18 protein-coding genes and 2 pseudogenes are annotated in these 15482 nt (G+C 60.3%); 9 read left to right on the top strand and 11 right to left on the bottom strand.

The annotated features are described in order from the left end of the window. Window positions 1-34: 34 nt before the first annotated feature. The 4 genes from WDJ58_RS23100 to WDJ58_RS23085 all read right to left on the bottom strand — a co-directional run bounded on the left by WDJ58_RS23100 (window position 35) and on the right by WDJ58_RS23085 (window position 2793). Window positions 35-274 carry a hypothetical protein gene (locus WDJ58_RS23100; protein ID WP_338917955.1) on the bottom strand — a complete coding sequence of 80 codons (240 nt, stop codon included), beginning with the start codon at window positions 272-274 and terminating at the stop codon, window positions 35-37. A 544-nt stretch (window positions 275-818) separates the two neighbouring features. Beyond that, window positions 819-1277, bottom strand: a complete 459-nt coding sequence (locus WDJ58_RS23095) for a pyridoxamine 5'-phosphate oxidase family protein (RefSeq protein WP_338917954.1) — start codon at window positions 1275-1277, stop codon at window positions 819-821. An 87-nt stretch (window positions 1278-1364) separates the two neighbouring features. Next, complete coding sequence (locus WDJ58_RS23090) at window positions 1365-2255, bottom strand: universal stress protein (protein WP_338917953.1); 891 nt, start codon at window positions 2253-2255, stop codon at window positions 1365-1367. Between the two features lie 46 nt (window positions 2256-2301). Further along, on the bottom strand, window positions 2302-2793 hold the full coding sequence (locus tag WDJ58_RS23085) for a DUF2267 domain-containing protein (protein WP_338918387.1): 492 nt from the start codon (window positions 2791-2793) through the stop codon (window positions 2302-2304). Between the two features lie 102 nt (window positions 2794-2895). Between WDJ58_RS23085 and WDJ58_RS23080 the strand changes: the two genes are divergently transcribed. Continuing rightward, the gene (locus WDJ58_RS23080) at window positions 2896-3792 is read left to right on the top strand and encodes a universal stress protein (RefSeq protein ID WP_338918386.1); all 897 of its coding nucleotides are present in this window, start codon (window positions 2896-2898) and stop codon (window positions 3790-3792) included. Between the two features lie 108 nt (window positions 3793-3900). On the opposite strand, the gene WDJ58_RS23075 is transcribed toward WDJ58_RS23080, so the two are convergent. Then, the gene (locus WDJ58_RS23075) at window positions 3901-4629 is read right to left on the bottom strand and encodes an SDR family NAD(P)-dependent oxidoreductase (RefSeq protein WP_338917951.1); all 729 of its coding nucleotides are present in this window, start codon (window positions 4627-4629) and stop codon (window positions 3901-3903) included. A 270-nt stretch (window positions 4630-4899) separates the two neighbouring features. On the opposite strand from WDJ58_RS23075, the pseudogene WDJ58_RS23070 reads away from it, so the two are divergent. After that, window positions 4900-7445 (top strand): annotated as a pseudogene (locus WDJ58_RS23070) (calcium-translocating P-type ATPase, PMCA-type). A gap of 46 nt (window positions 7446-7491) precedes the next feature. Here WDJ58_RS23070 and WDJ58_RS23065 read toward each other — a convergent pair. The 5 genes from WDJ58_RS23065 to WDJ58_RS23045 all read right to left on the bottom strand — a co-directional run bounded on the left by WDJ58_RS23065 (window position 7492) and on the right by WDJ58_RS23045 (window position 10039). Continuing rightward, window positions 7492-8361 carry a universal stress protein gene (locus WDJ58_RS23065; protein ID WP_338917950.1) on the bottom strand — a complete coding sequence of 290 codons (870 nt, stop codon included), beginning with the start codon at window positions 8359-8361 and terminating at the stop codon, window positions 7492-7494. Between the two features lie 42 nt (window positions 8362-8403). Further along, the gene (locus WDJ58_RS23060) at window positions 8404-8538 is read right to left on the bottom strand and encodes a universal stress protein (RefSeq protein WP_338918385.1); all 135 of its coding nucleotides are present in this window, start codon (window positions 8536-8538) and stop codon (window positions 8404-8406) included. Further along, window positions 8484-8765, bottom strand: a complete 282-nt coding sequence (locus WDJ58_RS23055; protein WP_338917949.1) for a universal stress protein — start codon at window positions 8763-8765, stop codon at window positions 8484-8486. Before WDJ58_RS23055 ends, WDJ58_RS23060 begins: the two co-directional genes overlap by 55 nt. Window positions 8766-9161: 396 nt before the next feature. After that, complete coding sequence (locus WDJ58_RS23050; RefSeq protein ID WP_338917948.1) at window positions 9162-9710, bottom strand: universal stress protein; 549 nt, start codon at window positions 9708-9710, stop codon at window positions 9162-9164. Further along, window positions 9659-10039 (bottom strand): universal stress protein, encoded by a 381-nt coding sequence (locus tag WDJ58_RS23045; protein WP_338917947.1) that lies wholly within the window; start codon window positions 10037-10039, stop codon window positions 9659-9661. Before WDJ58_RS23045 ends, WDJ58_RS23050 begins: the two co-directional genes overlap by 52 nt. A gap of 181 nt (window positions 10040-10220) precedes the next feature. Between WDJ58_RS23045 and WDJ58_RS23040 the strand changes: the two genes are divergently transcribed. Continuing rightward, window positions 10221-10607 carry a cyclic nucleotide-binding/CBS domain-containing protein gene (locus WDJ58_RS23040; RefSeq protein ID WP_338917946.1) on the top strand — a complete coding sequence of 129 codons (387 nt, stop codon included), beginning with the start codon at window positions 10221-10223 and terminating at the stop codon, window positions 10605-10607. Between the two features lie 592 nt (window positions 10608-11199). On the opposite strand, the gene WDJ58_RS23035 is transcribed toward WDJ58_RS23040, so the two are convergent. Beyond that, the gene (locus tag WDJ58_RS23035; protein WP_338917945.1) at window positions 11200-11592 is read right to left on the bottom strand and encodes a secondary thiamine-phosphate synthase enzyme YjbQ; all 393 of its coding nucleotides are present in this window, start codon (window positions 11590-11592) and stop codon (window positions 11200-11202) included. 230 nt (window positions 11593-11822) lie between these two features. On the opposite strand from WDJ58_RS23035, the gene WDJ58_RS23030 reads away from it, so the two are divergent. The 6 genes and pseudogenes from WDJ58_RS23030 to WDJ58_RS23005 all read left to right on the top strand — a co-directional run bounded on the left by WDJ58_RS23030 (window position 11823) and on the right by WDJ58_RS23005 (window position 15466). After that, window positions 11823-12305 (top strand): pyridoxamine 5'-phosphate oxidase family protein, encoded by a 483-nt coding sequence (locus tag WDJ58_RS23030; RefSeq protein WP_338917944.1) that lies wholly within the window; start codon window positions 11823-11825, stop codon window positions 12303-12305. A gap of 515 nt (window positions 12306-12820) precedes the next feature. Then, window positions 12821-13243 (top strand): universal stress protein, encoded by a 423-nt coding sequence (locus WDJ58_RS23025; RefSeq protein WP_338917943.1) that lies wholly within the window; start codon window positions 12821-12823, stop codon window positions 13241-13243. Window positions 13244-13402: 159 nt separating this feature from the next. After that, entirely contained in the window at window positions 13403-14548 is a 1146-nt protein-coding gene (locus tag WDJ58_RS23020; RefSeq protein WP_338917942.1) for a sodium:phosphate symporter, read from the top strand. A gap of 107 nt (window positions 14549-14655) precedes the next feature. Further along, window positions 14656-14721 (top strand): annotated as a pseudogene (locus WDJ58_RS23015) (universal stress protein); the annotation flags it as partial. Between the two features lie 76 nt (window positions 14722-14797). Next, entirely contained in the window at window positions 14798-15175 is a 378-nt protein-coding gene (locus WDJ58_RS23010) for a universal stress protein (RefSeq protein WP_338917941.1), read from the top strand. Window positions 15176-15205: 30 nt separating this feature from the next. Beyond that, window positions 15206-15466 carry a universal stress protein gene (locus WDJ58_RS23005; protein ID WP_338917940.1) on the top strand — a complete coding sequence of 87 codons (261 nt, stop codon included), beginning with the start codon at window positions 15206-15208 and terminating at the stop codon, window positions 15464-15466. Window positions 15467-15482 lie beyond the last annotated feature (16 nt).

The following is a 15482-nucleotide window of genomic DNA, read 5'->3' as shown; positions in this document are numbered from 1 at the left end:
TGTCCTGCAGAGGAATCTGGTTCCACATCGGTAGTCACCCCCGGACGGCACTCACGATGGACCAAATCGCGATCAGGGCGATGACGGCTGGCACGTGCGCGATCGCGAGTAGCGGGAGCGTCCACATCCCGAGGTCAAGCGCACTCCCGACTGTTCGGACTCCGCTTCCCAACAGTGGGAGCGACACGAGTGCACCGACGGTAACGCCGCCACGGACTGGAACCGACTGTTCGTCGAGGTGCGCTCTGATATGCCTGATGTGATCGCGGATCATGTTTTAGGACCACCTAAACTAGTATAGCTGAGTCGAGAGGAGACGACTAAAAAAGTATTCCTCTCTGTCCAGCACCAGTATGGCTCTGACGAACGTAGGCCCGCTCCTTTTCCGATTGCATATGCTAATGGAAGCCAACGAGACACGGTGATTCTCGATGGATCAGCACGGAACACGTCAACACAGGAGAGTCCACACCGTCGAAGAGAATTGCATGGAGTAACGGATGAAAGAAGAAACGGTCCTCGTTATCATCCTGGGGTTGTTTCTGCTCCTTCTGTTTCTCGTCGGGATTGCGAGCGAGGCAGTTGCGGCAGCGATCCTTCCGGTGATCCGTTGAGAGGAGAGGATGTGGTCGAGGTTACCGTAGAAAAGGACGAGACCGATTGTCAATCCTTGATCCGGGGTCGGGAGTACGCTGCCATCAAACGAACCGATCTTGCGGAGTGCCGGGCGACTGTCCCCCGGCTGCAGAGTGTGGACAGGTCGTTACCGTGGATGCTCTGTTTCAGGAGCGTCGTCGAACCCGTCCTGTTCACACTGCTCAGCGCGCAGTCCCAGCCTCTTGTTTTCCGGTCACTTCATCGGGCGCGAGTCGGAAGAATCGGAACTCCAACGTGAGTGGATGGCTGTCGTACACGTCGACGAACGGGATGGTGACTCGCTCCATCGCATCAGCGACAGCTGGATCAAGGGCCGATTTCGTTATCTCTTCCAGCCTCCCCGTGGCGATGACGCTCCGCCAGCCGCTGTCCGTCTGGTCATACGTGACGAACGAAACCACCCTGTCTTCGTCTACAATATCTGCCTTCCCAGCGTCGTCGGGGCCAACGGCAAACCGGAAGTAGAAATGCCCTGTCTCTGCGTCGTATCCATACGAAACCGGACGGGAATACGGCGGTTCATCGCCCGGGGTATCGAACGAGATGATACCCGTTCCACCGCGGCCTAAAAATTCGTTCCGTTCGCCCTCACTCAACCGTACCGAGCGGACGTCTTCCATACGAGTACTTCGAATTGGGATGCCAAAAGATGTGGCCCCACACTCCAAACGCTATCGGACTTGTGGGTTTGCTATCAGGGGTTCTATTCAGGAATCGGGGGTGACATCTGATCCGGGTTCGCGAACCCACATTACCGGGACCGGAGATGTCCGGACGAGTTTGGCGCTGACACCACCCATGACGTATCTGCTGAAATCGGTTTGTCCGTGTGTCCCTAAAATTGCGAGTTCGATTTCGTTCTCGTCGATGTAGTTGCGGATCACGTTCGAGGGTTCACCGTGCTCAATTACGCTGGTGACTGCTTCAACTGACGCTTCCTCCACCGTCTCGGCGGCCTCAGCCATGATCTCGTTCGCTCGGCCAGTCAATTCGTTCTCTTTCAGGGCGGAACGAGCATCGGGCCCGAGGTTTCCCGTCTCGACGACGTGAAGCAGATGGAGCGTTGCCCCAGTCGCTCTCGCGACATCGATCCCTTCTGTCAGCGCGAGTTCGGCGCCACGGCTCCCATCCGTCGGGACGAGAACGCGCTGGGATGGGTACGCGAGTGGCCGATCTCGATCCGGATTGACCGCGATGACGGGCACCGCAGCAGTGTTGATGACGCGTTCGGTGACACTCCCGAGGAGGAACCGTTGAATCCCGCGGCGTCCGTGCGTCGGCATGACGATACAGTCGATATCCGACTGTTCGCTGTAGTCGACGATCGTTCTGTACGGGTCGCCCTGGAGGACCTCAGAAACGACGGCCACATCTCTAGCTCTCGCACGTTGCGCCGCTTCGTCCACAATCTCCTGCCCTTCTTCTTCAAGAACATCGATGACTTTCCCACGAATGGTCGTGAGGCTGTCTCGACCGGTGTCCGCGACATTGAGGACGTGAATTGTGGCCTCGTGTTCGGACGCGATTTGGAGTGCGTACTCCAGAACTGACTCTGCGGGATCACTTCCGTCCGTCGGGAACAGGATGTGGGTATACATAATGGACGCAATTTTTGAAGTACGAGTTAGTTGTCCGGCCAGCGGATCACGTATCGGAGTCCTCCGGCTGATCGACGGGTGTCTCGTCTGGTTGGGGACCTCCACCGGTTTGTGCTTCTTGGGCGTCACCCCAGCCTCCCGAATCGATCACGGCGAAGAGTTTGTGCCAGTTCTCGTCGTCTTCACTCTCCGGAAGTTGGTTCCGAAGCTGTTGCAGATCAGATGGTGGCACGAGGGTGCTCACGAGGTCCATGATAACCTGCGCGTGGTAGGCCGCTTCCGGTCGGTCTGCTCCCTCTATCTCGCTGACACGGTTGACGAACTCCCGCCAGTCGAATCGCTGGCCGTGCTCGCGGACGGCCCCGGTCAGGTACCATTTGACCTCCGTCGGGAGTGAGGCGGCGAGATCCTCGGCGTTCCCCTCCGGAATGCGCTGGCCCAGCGTCATCAACGTCGCCCGAATCGCTCGAACCGTTTCTCCGGTTCCCGGAAGTTCGAGCCGGTGCTGTACCTCGCCTGTGAATTCATCGAAATTCATGGATCTCTCCATGGAGCTACGAGACACGCTCTCATAATATCTTGGCCGTCGAAGTCACTCTGGCAAACGATGAAGGGAGTCGCTCTCAAAATCCCACTCACGATGTATGACCGTATCGTGATCGCCGTGGATGGGAGTGACGAAGCGAAGCGAGCAGCACGACGTGGGCTCCAACTCGCTCAGGGCTTCGACGCGACCGTCGATGTTCTGTCTGTCATTGAACAGAAGGCACTCCGGCTCACGGAAACCTCTGACGAGAAGACCCGGCTACGAGCACGTGGGGAAGAGGCCCTCACAGAAATAGAGGAACTCGCGTCAGAACTTGGCCATTCTGTTACCACGAGACTGACCGAAGGCAAGCCGGCAGTCCAGATTAGCGAGTATGCGGATGAGCAGGACGTAGATCTGATCGTCGTCGGGAGACAGGGATTGACCGGGCTTGGCCGGCGTCTTCTGGGCGGCGTTACCGAGCATCTCCTCCATCGAAGTGACGTCCCCGTGCTTGTCGTCTCGGGCGAGAACCACGACAGCGGGAGCGAGTCCGATTACTCACGAATCCTCATCACGACGGACGGGAGCGAAAACGCTGAAGTAGCGATCCCTCATGGAATAGCGATCGCTCAGCGCTATGAGTCAGACGTTCACGTGTTGAACGTCGTGGATCTGCAGGCTGCAGGCGGTGTCTTCAACGCCGGGGGGCTCGAAAAGGAATTCGTCGACCGGCTCGACGCGAGAGGGCAGGACGCTGTCGACAGAGTTGCAGACAAAATCGAGGAATCCGCCCCGAATCGGACTGTGAAGACTGCCGTCGAACGACTTCGTTCGTTCGAGGGTGCCGCTGGCGGTGTCCGTGAGTACGTCGAGGAAAACGACGTTGACCTCGTCGTCATGGGTTCTCACGGCCGGTCGAACCTCCAGCGGCAACTAATCGGGAGCGTCGCTTCGACCGTGCTTCGAACCGTCGATGTCCCTGTCCTTGTGGTAAAGCGATCCGATTGATCCCCCGAGGAGATCACGTACCTGTGGCTACCAGTTGCCCTCGTAATCACAGAATAGGAGCGATGAAGACTAAACTACAAACAGCCCGAATGGTGATCCGGTAGTCAATTACTGTGCTGTCCACCCGCCGTCAACGGGGATGTTCGCTCCTGTGATGTATGAGGCCTCGTCGGAGGCGAGGAACATTGCTAAGCCGGCGATCTCTTCTGGTTGTGCGACCCGCCCCATCGGGGTCTGCCCGTGGACGTACTCGTAGAATTCCTCCTCACCGAAGACGGGTTCGGTCATCGGTGTGTCGACGAACCCAGGGCAGATACTGTTGACTCGCACGTTCTGCTTGGCGTAATCGACGGCAACAGATCGTGTGAAGTTGACGATCCCGCCTTTGGCCGTCGCATAGGCGGTTGCTGCCGGCCCGGCGACGAGGCCGTAGATCGACGCGATATTGACGATACTTCCCTCGGACTCTTTCAGGTGTGGCACCGCGGCTCGCGTCCCGTGCATGACGCCGTTCAGATTGATCCGCATCACGTCGTGCCAGTCCTCGAGTGACATATCCTCGACTGACCCGACGCGACCGATGCCTGCGTTGTTCACCATCACGTCCAATCGGCCGTAGTCCTCGACGGTCGTCTCCACCAGCGCTTTCAGGTGCTCGTACTCGGCGACGTCACACTGGACGAAGTCACAACCGAGCTCCTCCGCCGTCGTTCGACCGGTCTCGGTCGAGCGATTCGCAATAACGACGTCGGCCCCGTACTCGAGGTACTTCTCTGCAGTCGCCCGTCCGATACCTGTCGACCCGCCCGTGACAATCGCAATCTTGTCATCGAGCACGGGAGCGCCTACACTCGGAGTCTGGATAAGAAGACTCCTGGACGACTACTCTATGATGTTTCGAGGGCTGAAGTAACACTGACTGGCTCGGTCGTCCGTCACCCTTCCGAACTGGTCGCGCCTGTTCGCGGCGGAGGTCAAAACGCTGGTCTGCCACAGCGCTGGACCGATAGTACTGTCAGCAGGATCGTTCCGACAACTTCCATTACGGACGAGAGTGAACAACCGGTAGTGAACGACCATCCGCACAGCCGTTCGGCCGAAGAGGTCCTGGAAGCCCACGACACCTCCACTGAAGGACTGACTTCTGAGGCGGCCCAGCAACGGCGCGCGGAGTACGGCGAGAACGAGGTCGCCCAGGCCAGCGAACGAACGCCACTAGCGATCTTCCTCGCACAGTTCAACAGCGTACTCATCTGGGTACTGCTGGCGGCGGCTGTACTCTCGGCCTGGGCCGGCCACTCCATCGACGCCGTTCTGATCGCCGTCATCGTTGTCGTGAACGGAATCTTCGGATTCGTCCAGGATTACCGCGCCGAGCAGAGCCTCGAGGCACTCCGTGAACTGACTGCACCGACGGCGACGGTTCGCCGGGACGGAACAACTGTCGAGATTGATGCGACCGAACTCGTTCCCGGAGACGTAATTGAACTGGAAAGCGGGGACGTCGTCCCCGCCGATGGACGGTTGCTCGAAGATACCGACCTCGAAATTGATGAAGCGGCGCTCACCGGTGAGAGTGCACCAGTCTCGAAGTCGCCGGAACCGGTCGATTCCGATACACCACTCGCCGAGCGGGACAATATGGTGTATAAAAGCACGAACGTCACGCGTGGCAGAGGAGTGGCGGCCGTCACCGCGATCGGGATGGAGACCGAAGTCGGTTCGATTGCACGGGAACTTGCGGCCACCGAAGAGACACAGACGCCGCTCCAGGAGGAACTGGACGAACTCGGCCGCCGGCTGGGCCTCGGCGTCTTCGCGCTGGCCGCGCTCGTGATCCCGCTGTTACTGTTCCGGGACACGCCACTCGTCGAGGCAGCGCTCACCGCAGTGTCGCTAGCCGTTGCAGCCATCCCTGAGGGACTGCCGGCCGTGGTGACGCTGACCCTCGCACTGGGGGTACGGACGATGGCCGAGGAGAACGCCCTCGTTCGCCGCCTGCCGGCCGTCGAAGCGCTGGGATCGGTGGACGTCATCTGCACCGACAAGACCGGGACGCTCACCGAGGGCCAGATGACCGTCAGCAAGGTGTGGGTGAACGACGCCGCCGTCGACCTCGACGACGCCGGCGTCGAGTCCTCGTCCGACCGCGTCGATCTCCTGTTATGGGCCGGGGGGCTCTGCAACGACGCCACCGCCGAGAAGGGTGATCCGACCGAGCAGGCGCTTGTCGCGGCGGGCGAAGACCACGGGCTCGACGTCGAGGCGCTCCGCGAGGAGCATCCCCGAACCGACGAGTTTCCGTTCTCTTCAGAGCAGAAGTGGATGGGAACCGTCCACGGCGACGTGGGGTACGTCAAGGGCGCCCCGGGGGTCGTCCTCTCGAAGTCCGCTCGCGTCCTCACCGACGACGGACCGACCGATCTCACCTCAGAGAGAGCCGAACGGTTCAGGAACAGGTCCGGACGTTCGCCGACGAAGCCCTCCGTGTGCTCGCGATCGCCTACACGGACGATCCAGAGAACTTGAAGGACGACCTGGTGTTCGTTGGGCTCGTCGGGATGATCGACCCGTCACGGACGGAGGTTGCCGACGCGCTCGCGGCGACCAAGCGGGCGGGGATCGACGTGAAGATGATTACCGGCGACAACGTCCGCACGGCCGCCGCGATCGCGGGAGAACTCGGGATGGGCCAAGAGGTGACAGAGGGACGTGACCTCGATCAGCTAGATGAGGAAGTACTGGCTGAACGGGTTGAGGAGGTCAACGTGTTCGCCCGCACTTCTCCCGAACACAAAGTACGCATCCTGCGGGCGCTCCAAGAGAACGGCCACATCGTCGCGATGACGGGTGACGGCGTCAACGACGCACCGGCGCTAAAGAACGCTGATGTCGGTGTCGCGATGGGTGTCCGAGGGACTGACGTGGCCAAACAGGCGAGCGACATGGTCTTGCTGGACGACAACTACGCCACGATCGAACGAGCGGTCGAACGCGGTCGAGCCATCTTCGACAACCTCTGGAAGTTCGTGGCCTTCCTGCTTAGTGCGAACGTGGCGGAAGTCGCACTCGTCTTTCTCGCATCGCTGTACGGCTACCTCGTGCTCCCTGCGGTTCAGCTACTGTGGATCAATCTGCTCACCGACGGGTTGCCTGCGCTGGCGCTGGGTGCAGACCCGCGAAGTGGCGACGTGATGGACCGACCACCGCGTGATCCCGACAAGGGCATTATCGAACGCCCCATGCTTGGCCTCATCGGGGGCGCGGGGACAGTCTCGGCCGTACTCATGCTCGGGTTGATGTTCTACGTGGTCGGTGGAGCGGCCGCAGTGACGCCGTATGCGATGACGATGGTGTTCACGGGGTTCGTCTTCCTGGAATTCGAGAAGCTGTACGTCATCCGCTGGCTCCGGGAGACGCCGACGTTCTCGAATCCGTGGCTCGCACTCGCGGTCGGGGGATCGGTGGTGTTGCAACTCGCCGTACTGTATACCCCACTCAATCAGTACTTTGGAACAGTGCCACTCGGCCTCGAAGACTGGGGGATCATCGGCGCTGTACTCGTCCTCGGCTTCCCCGCATACCTCGCTGTCGTGCTTGCAATCAAACGATATCTCCCGCTCGACGAGGACCCCGGAGAAAACCCTTACTGAGGTTTCACTGCTCATTCCTTCAAGCTTGAGACCCCTTATTGAGCCGCTACTCGCCGTGTCCAACGGTGATGACGGGCACTGGCGTGGAGCGGACAGTCTTTTCAGCGACGCTCCCGAGCAGGATTCGATCAGTCCCCCGCCTTCCCGTCGTCCCCATCACGACGGCGTGGATGTCGTTCGAATCGATAGTGTCGAGTATTTTCTCGATGGGTGCGCCGTGTTCGATGTGGCGGAGTGTATTTGTGACCCCGTGAGTCTCGGCCTCGGACACGACATCCTCGACGGCATCGGTCGCGGTCTGTTCACTATCCTGTCCGGACACGGTCGAGCGAACGTCCGGGCCAAGCGAGGTGTCGTCCACGACGGAGAGCACGTGAACGGTCGCATCGAGAGCCGCTGCAAGTGAGAGACCATGGCCCGCAGCGTGGATCGCACCATCACTCCCGTCTGTCGGGATGAGGATGTTCTCGTAGGGGAACATCAGTTGCTCGTCGGGCTGCATCCGTGCCGTAAGAACGGGGACAGACGCCAGACGGACGACCTTTTCCGTGACACTTCCGAGTAGATATCGTGACACCCCCTTCCGGCCGTGGGTTGGCATCACGATCACATCGTGGCCATATCGCTCAGCGTACTCAACGATCGTCGGCGCTGGATTCCCCTGGACGACATCGGAATCGTAGTCCACCCCGAGCGTGCGCAGTGTCTTCTCTGCCTCTTCAACGATAGCCTTGCCCTCCTGGACGAGGGCGTCGACGACCTGGGTTTCAACGACGGTGACGCTATCCCGTGTCGTATCCGCGACAAAGAGGACGTGGATGGTAGCGTCGGCCCAGTGTGCAATTTCGGCGGCGTGATGTAGTGCCTCCGCAGCCCCATCGCTGCCGTCGAACGGGAGCAGAATGTCTTCGTACATCTCTACTGTGCGTGACTACGGGAATCACGTCCAAATGGTTTGTCACCCACTCGATTCCGGCTCACGAACCCACATCCCCGGAACTGGTGTCGTTCGGACGATTTTCGCGCTTACGCCACCCATCATATATCGGCTGAAATCGATCTCCCCGTGCGTCCCAAGGACAGCGAGGTCAATCGCGTTCTCTTCATGTAGTTTCGTATCTCCTTGGACGGGACACCGGATTCGGTTTCGCTCTCGATGGCATCGAGTGACGACGCCTCTGCAGTCTCGATAGCTGTTGACACGATTTCGTTCACTCGCTCCGTCAACTCACCCTCTTTCAGGACGGATCGAGCGTCGGAACCCAGGCTCCCTACCTCGACGACGTGAAGCAGATGGAGCGTTGCGCCGGTGGCTTTCACTACGGCGATTCCCTCACCTAATGCGAGTTCGGCACCACGGCTTCCATCCGAAGAGCAGGCGACCCAAGCCTCCGAGTCTGCGGTCGAAACCAAGATTGAACACGAACGACCGTCGCGAGAACGAACCCGAATCCGGATGACCACCGTGCCGTAGCCATATCTCGGCGTGTGTCCAGCGAGCACTTAAATACCGGCTACCTGATTAGTGGGGGCTTCCCACTGACGGCCGACGTGGGACGGGGAGCGGGTCTTATCGAATAGCGGCAATCCCTCGTGACGAGGTCGAAATGGAATGGTGATCGAACGCAGAATAGATCAAGCGACACGGCTGCAACAGCGTGATCTGTAAGTTACGCTCATGATGTCTGTCCAGCGAGCCCTGACACAGCCTCACTATCATCGCACAATGAGTACCGGAACATCACTCGTCCGGATCACGCGCTCGGTCACACTACCGAGAAGATAGCGTTCGAGGCCTGTCCGGCCGGGCGTCCCCATCGTGACGAGGCTGATCCCCTCGTCGTCGATGTACTGTTGGATCACACGGTACGGACTCCCCTCTGCCACGTTCGTAACGACATCAAGATCTCGGTCCGCGCATCGTTCTTCGACTGCTCCGACGGCCTGCTCACATCCTTCCTCAAGACTTTCTAGTACGTCGGAAGTGCCTGTTCCAACACCGTAGACCCCAGCTAGCGCACTAATATCGACGACGGAGAGCGCATGAATCGTCGCATCATGCTGTTCAGCGATCACTACCGCATGATCGGTTGCGCCAGTCGCGGCCTCACTTCCATCGGTTGGGATCAAGATATGGTCGTAGCCCGATTCGTCAACAAGCGCGAGTCGAGAGGTGAAAACGGGAACGTCACTCGTTCGAACGACACGTTCGGTCACGCTCCCGAGTAGCAATCGCTTGAGCCCCGTGCGACCGTGGGTGCCCATCGAGATGAGATCGATATCGTGGTCTGTAACGTGGGAAAGTTCGACTCGTGAGGAACCTCATGTTCGACCGCTGTGTGGCACGTGATAGATGAGTCGCTAGCGATGTCCTCGATATCAACAACTCTCTCGATCGCCTGTTGTTTGAGCATCTCTCGCTGGTCCCAAATCGCTGGATCGAGGTCCGTCAGATCGCTGCTATACGACCGTTCGTCGACGACACTCAGGACATGAATCCGACTATCGAACGCCGCCGCGAGCGTCCGTCCATGCTGTGCTGCAACTTCAGCCCCTTCGCTTCCGTCCGTTGGTATGAGGATCGTATCGTACATCGAGACTCCCCCTCGACGATCGGTTCTGGAATGAGCCACATTACGTGATGCCCATCGTCCTTTCCGAGAGGGTCACGCCAGAGTCCTTTTGACTCAGACGATACGTTTCAATAGCTACCAATCCGATCGGAGGCAGATCGAAGGGCGAACTTCTTTGTGTCGATCCATCGATAGCCAGACCATGGAAAAACTCTACGTCGACCAGATCATGTCCCGACCCGTCGAGACGGTCCTCCCGAGTACCCCGATCCACGACGCTGCAGAGGAGTTGATCAAACACGATGTCGGTGCCCTCGTCGTCGTTAACGATGCGAACCAAATCGAGGGACTCCTCACGGCGACTGATTTCGTCCTGATCGTCAGGGATCAGATGGTGTCGTCAGATGCGACCGTGGCCGAGTTCATGCGGACTGACGTTATTACGACTAAGCGGAGCGCGCCCGTGAGCGACGTTATCAATGCGATGCTCGAACACCTGATCCATCACGTCCCGGTCGTTGACGGAGGAGAAGTCATCGGGATGGTCACGACCATGGATCTCACTGCATCCTTGTCACGTTCCTCGTAGCCCCCGAGGGCGTCGCTTTCACTGTTCAACCGGATGCCAGGAGGGAGCCTATCTTTCTTCGAGGAGAGAATCCCGCCGTTTACGGGGGGCGTGAATCCGACACCTCCTCTCCAGACCACGCTCTGACGCTAATACGGATATTTACGTAACATCGCGTCCTAACATGACCCACACCGGGGCGGTCACACCGCCACCTAACGGCACAATATCGGGTCTCCGAGAACCAGAACGTTCGAGCCACACCCTCGAACCGCTGTGGTGTCTCGGTCAAGATACCTCCGAATCCCCTGCCGGGGATAGGAGTAACGGCGGTGTGGCCCCGCCATCGGCTCGTCATGCCGAGGAGTCGCAAACCAGCAAATATCCCAACCCAGCGGTGCGGGGCCGTGGGAAGCCCCGTCGTGAACGACGGGGAGGAGGTCACACAGCGTTAGCCGTGGGAGGGATCCGACGGCTCGTTCCTCGGGATGTTCGATCGACTTTTGCGCAAGTCTCAGGATAGCCCTATGGAGGGCTGTCGACCTTTCGGTGCGCTGGTCCGGGAGATCCAAACTTCTCTCTCTCTTTTCCGAGTCAGGGTAACCCCAGTCAACTACGCCGGTATGGTCGTGACCTCCAACGACCGCGTTCGTGGTCCGTCACACTCTATGAAAAGGATCGACTGCCACGTCCCGAGAGCGAGGTCACCGTCAACGACCGGGATGGAGACGCTTTCGCCGAGAAGCATCGCCCGTAGGTGGGCGTCCGCGTTATCGTCGATCGTATTGTGGTCGTACTCCTCATCGCGAGGGACGAGCCGCTCAAGTGCGTGCTCGATATCTGAAAGGAGGCGACTTTCGGGTTCATTGACCACGACTCCAGCCGTCGTATGTGGGACGAAAACAGTGCAGACGCCACGGTCGAACTCGGAGGGGAATATATCGATCACGTCCGACGTGACGTCCACGATGTCGATGCGTTCGGTAGTGTCGACTTGGATAGTCATACAGACAGGTACGATCGACGCGGTGATGAGTCTACCCGCTGCTTAATCGTCGAGCGCAAACGCGCGTTGGTCGTATAGCTCGTTCGAACACGCACTGCTCGTCGTTTCGGTTACGTCCCATTCGATACAATCGCCAACTGAGCCGCATATTGAGTCGTCCTAGTGTCTGCTCTCGTAACTTAGGAACCGACGAACCATTTTTATACGATCTGTCTCTTCTGTGTTTCCCAATGACAATCGACGAGTTTTCCGACTACGGCGTCGTCCAGATGGACGAGGACCAAATCAAGGGGTTTCTCTCGAGCCAGAACGTAGGCGTGCTCGGACTTCCCACTGATGGAGCACCCAGCATGCGTCCGCTGTCGTACTGGTTTGATGGGGAGTCCCATCTCTACTTTATTTACGTCCTCGGTTCGGAAAGTCGGAAGGCGGCGTTGAGCACGCGGACGGATGTCGCACGATTCCTCGTGTATCGTGCGGACACCATGTTCAACTGGCAGAGCGTGCTTCTCACCGGGACGATCAGCGAGGTGCCCGAGAGTGAGCGACAGGCCGTGGAGGACGTCATGGAGCTACGGCGGCGTCCCGACGCGCTCGAACAGGCCAGCGCGGTGGAGGAGACCAAACTCTACCGGTTCGAGATCGACGCACAGGTCGGGATCGAGCATATCGGGCTTCCACCGGGGTTCGAGAGGGAGTCCGACGAGGCGTGATCGGAACGATTCATTCGAGTCGGTCGGACCGACACTCGAACCGGGGGTTCGCAGGGTCAACAGCCCGGATCTCCCTGCTCGATACCGAGAGATATCCCGGACTGGACAGACAGTGAGGCGTGGACCCGCCAGTGGCATACCTCTCCCTTCACATCGCATACCTTCCCCGCAGTAGCGACCGGGTCCCGGATGTGACCGAACGACGGTACCTATCCCGAGTAGAGGGATCGCACCTCCTGTACTGACGGTCCCGTCGGTATGGCTGCGTCGCAGTCGTTTGCTCGTTTCGGTTCGGCAATCCGGAACCAGGCCGGAGGTGTTGGAACGGAATGAGGATCCTCGACGGGCTGATCGACGAACAGCGGATCGGGTGTTCGGTTGCGGGCGCAATCTTCCCCGCTCTCGAGACCGGGAACGGAGTGTTCGACGAGGCACGCTCGCGCTTCGTACAGAGCTGTTCCGAGCCACTGGGAACTACGGTACAGAGTTAATTGATTCCCGGCGACTACTACGTTATGGGAGTGATCATACTGGCCACGGATGGAAGCGAATACGCACGGCAGGCGGCCGAACGTGCCATCGACCTCGCCGAAGAGAGGGGGGAGACACTCCACGTCATCTGCGTGGTCGACCGGCGACGCTTCGAGGACCCGGTCCTCAGTTCGGCGGAGCTCGCGACCATCTACGCGGAGGACCACGCGGCGGTATGCGTCGATGAAGTGGTCGATATGGCCGAGGAACACAACGTGGTGGTCCGGGGGGAGACCCGACACGGGGTTCCTCACGACGTAATCCTCGAATACGCCGAGGAGGTGGACGCGGACGTCATCGTGATGGGCGAACACGGTGATCACGACGAACACTTCCGTGGGGTCGGGCGGAAAGTCGCGGATCTGGCTGACCGAGACATGGAAGTCGTCGAAGCCGGAGTGCAGTAGCCATGGAATCGAACGAGCCCGTTCGGACTATCGTGGGGCGGAGGGTTTCATCGGTAGGTATTCGACGCGCCCAGTGATCGGGAGTGTCGCTAGCAACAGCATGATTCGATTCGACAGTCGCGCCATTATCTCGGTACGTCGGTGGGACGAGGGACCCAGATGCCCGTCTCGCTCGTGGTGGAATCCGTCCGCTCCGAAGAGGCGCATCCGATGAGATTTCGGTTCTCCCAGCTGGCCGATGAACTCTCGTCTTCCCGTCTCCTCCCCATCGGTGCCGCCGGCGCGATCCTCCTGTTCCTGTTCGCCGTCCAGTTGCTCGGGACGGCCACGGACGCCGCGGCCCCGCTCCTCGAACGGGTGTTCCTCCGGGTCGTCGTCGGGGACGCCTCCGCGCTCGGGCTGAGTTGGTCGGGTGCGTACGCCCTCGCCAATGGGTCGGTGGTCGCGGCGCTGGCCCTCTCGCTGTTCACGGTCGACATCGTCTCCGCGCCACAGCTGTTCCTGATGGTCGCCGGGTCGCGGCTAGGCGCCGCGGCGATCGTCGTCTTCATCGGCGCGCTCGATTACCTCCAGAAGGAGCGCTACTCCCTGCAGAAATCGGTCAGCATGGGGCTACTCACCTTCCTCCTGACGCTCTCTGTCTACCTCCCGGTCACCGCCTTCGGGTATCTCGCGCTGCCGTACCTCGGTGACTCGTTTCGCGCCGCCAGTCGGGGGTGGACCGTCAGCGCCGACCCGCTGGGATTCTTTGACCCGCTCACCGCCACGATCACGAACGCTATCGGCCCGGTGCTGTCGTTCCTCGTTGCGGTCGGGGTGCTGTTCGCGAGTCTGAAGCTGTTCGACCGGATCCTCGCGAACGTCGACACGGCGACACTCCGCAAGCGGTTCTTCAGTCGCTTGCAGCGCACCTGGGTGTCGTTCGCCATCGGTCTGCTGGTCACTGGCGTGACGACGAGCGTGGCGTTCTCGCTCGGTGTCATCGTCCCCCTCTACAACCGGGGCTACGTCGAACGCGAGGAACTCATCCCGTACGTGCTCGGCGCCAACATCGGCACGCTAATCGATACCCTGGTCGTGGCCGTCTTCCTCGAGTCGGCCGTCGGTACCGCAGTCGTCCTCGAACTCCTGGCGATCGCGACGCTCCTCACGCTGGGAGCGCTCCTCGTCCACGACACCTACAGTCGCGTCATCGTCGCCATCGACGAGCGGCTTCTCGAGGATCGACGCGTGTTCCTCGCATTCGTCCTGTTCTTGCTGGTGGTGCCGTTGGCGCTCCTGCTCGTGCCGCTGGCGGTGAACTGAGGTGCCTTCCGGTCGAGTCCGGCCCGAGTGGGTCACGGGGGGCTACAACCCAGGCGACGGGGAAGTATCGTGAGAACCTGTTGCACCCGTTGACGAGGGTTCGTGGTATGGTCGAACACGTCTTGGTTCCGATGGACGATTCACCGCTCGCCGAGCGTGCTCTCGACTTCGCACTGGACATCCACCCGGACGCCAGCATCACCGTTCTCCGCGTCATCGACCACGTCGAGGAGAGGTACGGGGGCCGAGATGCTCGTCGGACCGGCGGAAATCCGGGACCGTCCAGTGGAGGGCGCCGAGGAACTGTTCGGCGAGATTCGCGAGCGGACGGAAGACCACGCCAGCGAGGTCCGAACCGTCACGGAGTTCGGAAAGCCCTCGCGGGTCATTCCGGAGTGCACGGAGGCGCACGGTATCGACCTCATCGTGATCGGCTCGCACGGCAGGTCGCTCGTCTCCCGGGTGCTACTCGGCGACGTCGCAGGGACCGTCGTCCAGCGGGCGCCTGTCCCGGTGACCGTCGTCAGAGGAGTCGGGGGCCTCAAACGGCCGTCCGATGGACGATCCGTGTGGCCCTATCCAGACTCTCGCGGGGTCCATCGCCGAGTTCACGGGTCGATTTTATGACCACACCGACTCCAGCCACAGAGAGAACGCATGTACGATCGGATTCTGGTCCCCACGGATGGGAGCGATGTCGCCGACGCCGCCGCCGAGGCGGCCATCGCTTTCGCCGACCGCTTCGATGCCGAGCTGTGCATCGTCCACGTCCTCGAGCTCGGAGAGTTGCCGCCGGGGATCGTCCGCTACCAGCGGACCTGGCCCGCGGCCGGTGTGCTCGTATCGGACGACGATCGGCCGGGGATGGGCACTTCCCACCGACCGGGAATATCGGTGCCGTCTTTTGCGCATGCGTAGTCGTAGGTAACATATT

It is taken from the genome of Salinirubellus litoreus, assembly GCF_037335815.1.
In the GTDB taxonomy this organism is placed as follows: Archaea; Halobacteriota; Halobacteria; order Halobacteriales; family Haloarculaceae; genus Salinirubellus; species Salinirubellus litoreus.
Note: the sequence above shows the minus strand (reverse complement) of the source record. Positions and strands in the feature narration are given on the sequence as shown.

Excerpts from the sequence above, each read along its gene's own strand:
- WDJ58_RS23100 (WP_338917955.1), bottom strand. The coding sequence starts at position 274 with ATGATCCGCGATCACATCAGGCATATCAGAGCGCACCTCGACGAACAG.
- WDJ58_RS23095 (WP_338917954.1), bottom strand. The coding sequence starts at position 1,277 with ATGGAAGACGTCCGCTCGGTACGGTTGAGTGAGGGCGAACGGAACGAA.
- WDJ58_RS23090 (WP_338917953.1), bottom strand. The coding sequence starts at position 2,255 with ATGTATACCCACATCCTGTTCCCGACGGACGGAAGTGATCCCGCAGAG.
- WDJ58_RS23085 (WP_338918387.1), bottom strand. The coding sequence starts at position 2,793 with ATGAATTTCGATGAATTCACAGGCGAGGTACAGCACCGGCTCGAACTT.
- WDJ58_RS23080 (WP_338918386.1), top strand. The coding sequence starts at position 2,896 with ATGTATGACCGTATCGTGATCGCCGTGGATGGGAGTGACGAAGCGAAG.
- WDJ58_RS23065 (WP_338917950.1), bottom strand. The coding sequence starts at position 8,361 with ATGTACGAAGACATTCTGCTCCCGTTCGACGGCAGCGATGGGGCTGCG.
- WDJ58_RS23050 (WP_338917948.1), bottom strand. The coding sequence starts at position 9,710 with ATGGGCACCCACGGTCGCACGGGGCTCAAGCGATTGCTACTCGGGAGC.
- WDJ58_RS23045 (WP_338917947.1), bottom strand. The coding sequence starts at position 10,039 with ATGTACGATACGATCCTCATACCAACGGACGGAAGCGAAGGGGCTGAA.
- WDJ58_RS23040 (WP_338917946.1), top strand. The coding sequence starts at position 10,221 with ATGGAAAAACTCTACGTCGACCAGATCATGTCCCGACCCGTCGAGACG.
- WDJ58_RS23035 (WP_338917945.1), bottom strand. The coding sequence starts at position 11,592 with ATGACTATCCAAGTCGACACTACCGAACGCATCGACATCGTGGACGTC.
- WDJ58_RS23030 (WP_338917944.1), top strand. The coding sequence starts at position 11,823 with ATGACAATCGACGAGTTTTCCGACTACGGCGTCGTCCAGATGGACGAG.
- WDJ58_RS23025 (WP_338917943.1), top strand. The coding sequence starts at position 12,821 with ATGGGAGTGATCATACTGGCCACGGATGGAAGCGAATACGCACGGCAG.
- WDJ58_RS23020 (WP_338917942.1), top strand. The coding sequence starts at position 13,403 with ATGCCCGTCTCGCTCGTGGTGGAATCCGTCCGCTCCGAAGAGGCGCAT.
- WDJ58_RS23010 (WP_338917941.1), top strand. The coding sequence starts at position 14,798 with ATGCTCGTCGGACCGGCGGAAATCCGGGACCGTCCAGTGGAGGGCGCC.
- WDJ58_RS23005 (WP_338917940.1), top strand. The coding sequence starts at position 15,206 with ATGTACGATCGGATTCTGGTCCCCACGGATGGGAGCGATGTCGCCGAC.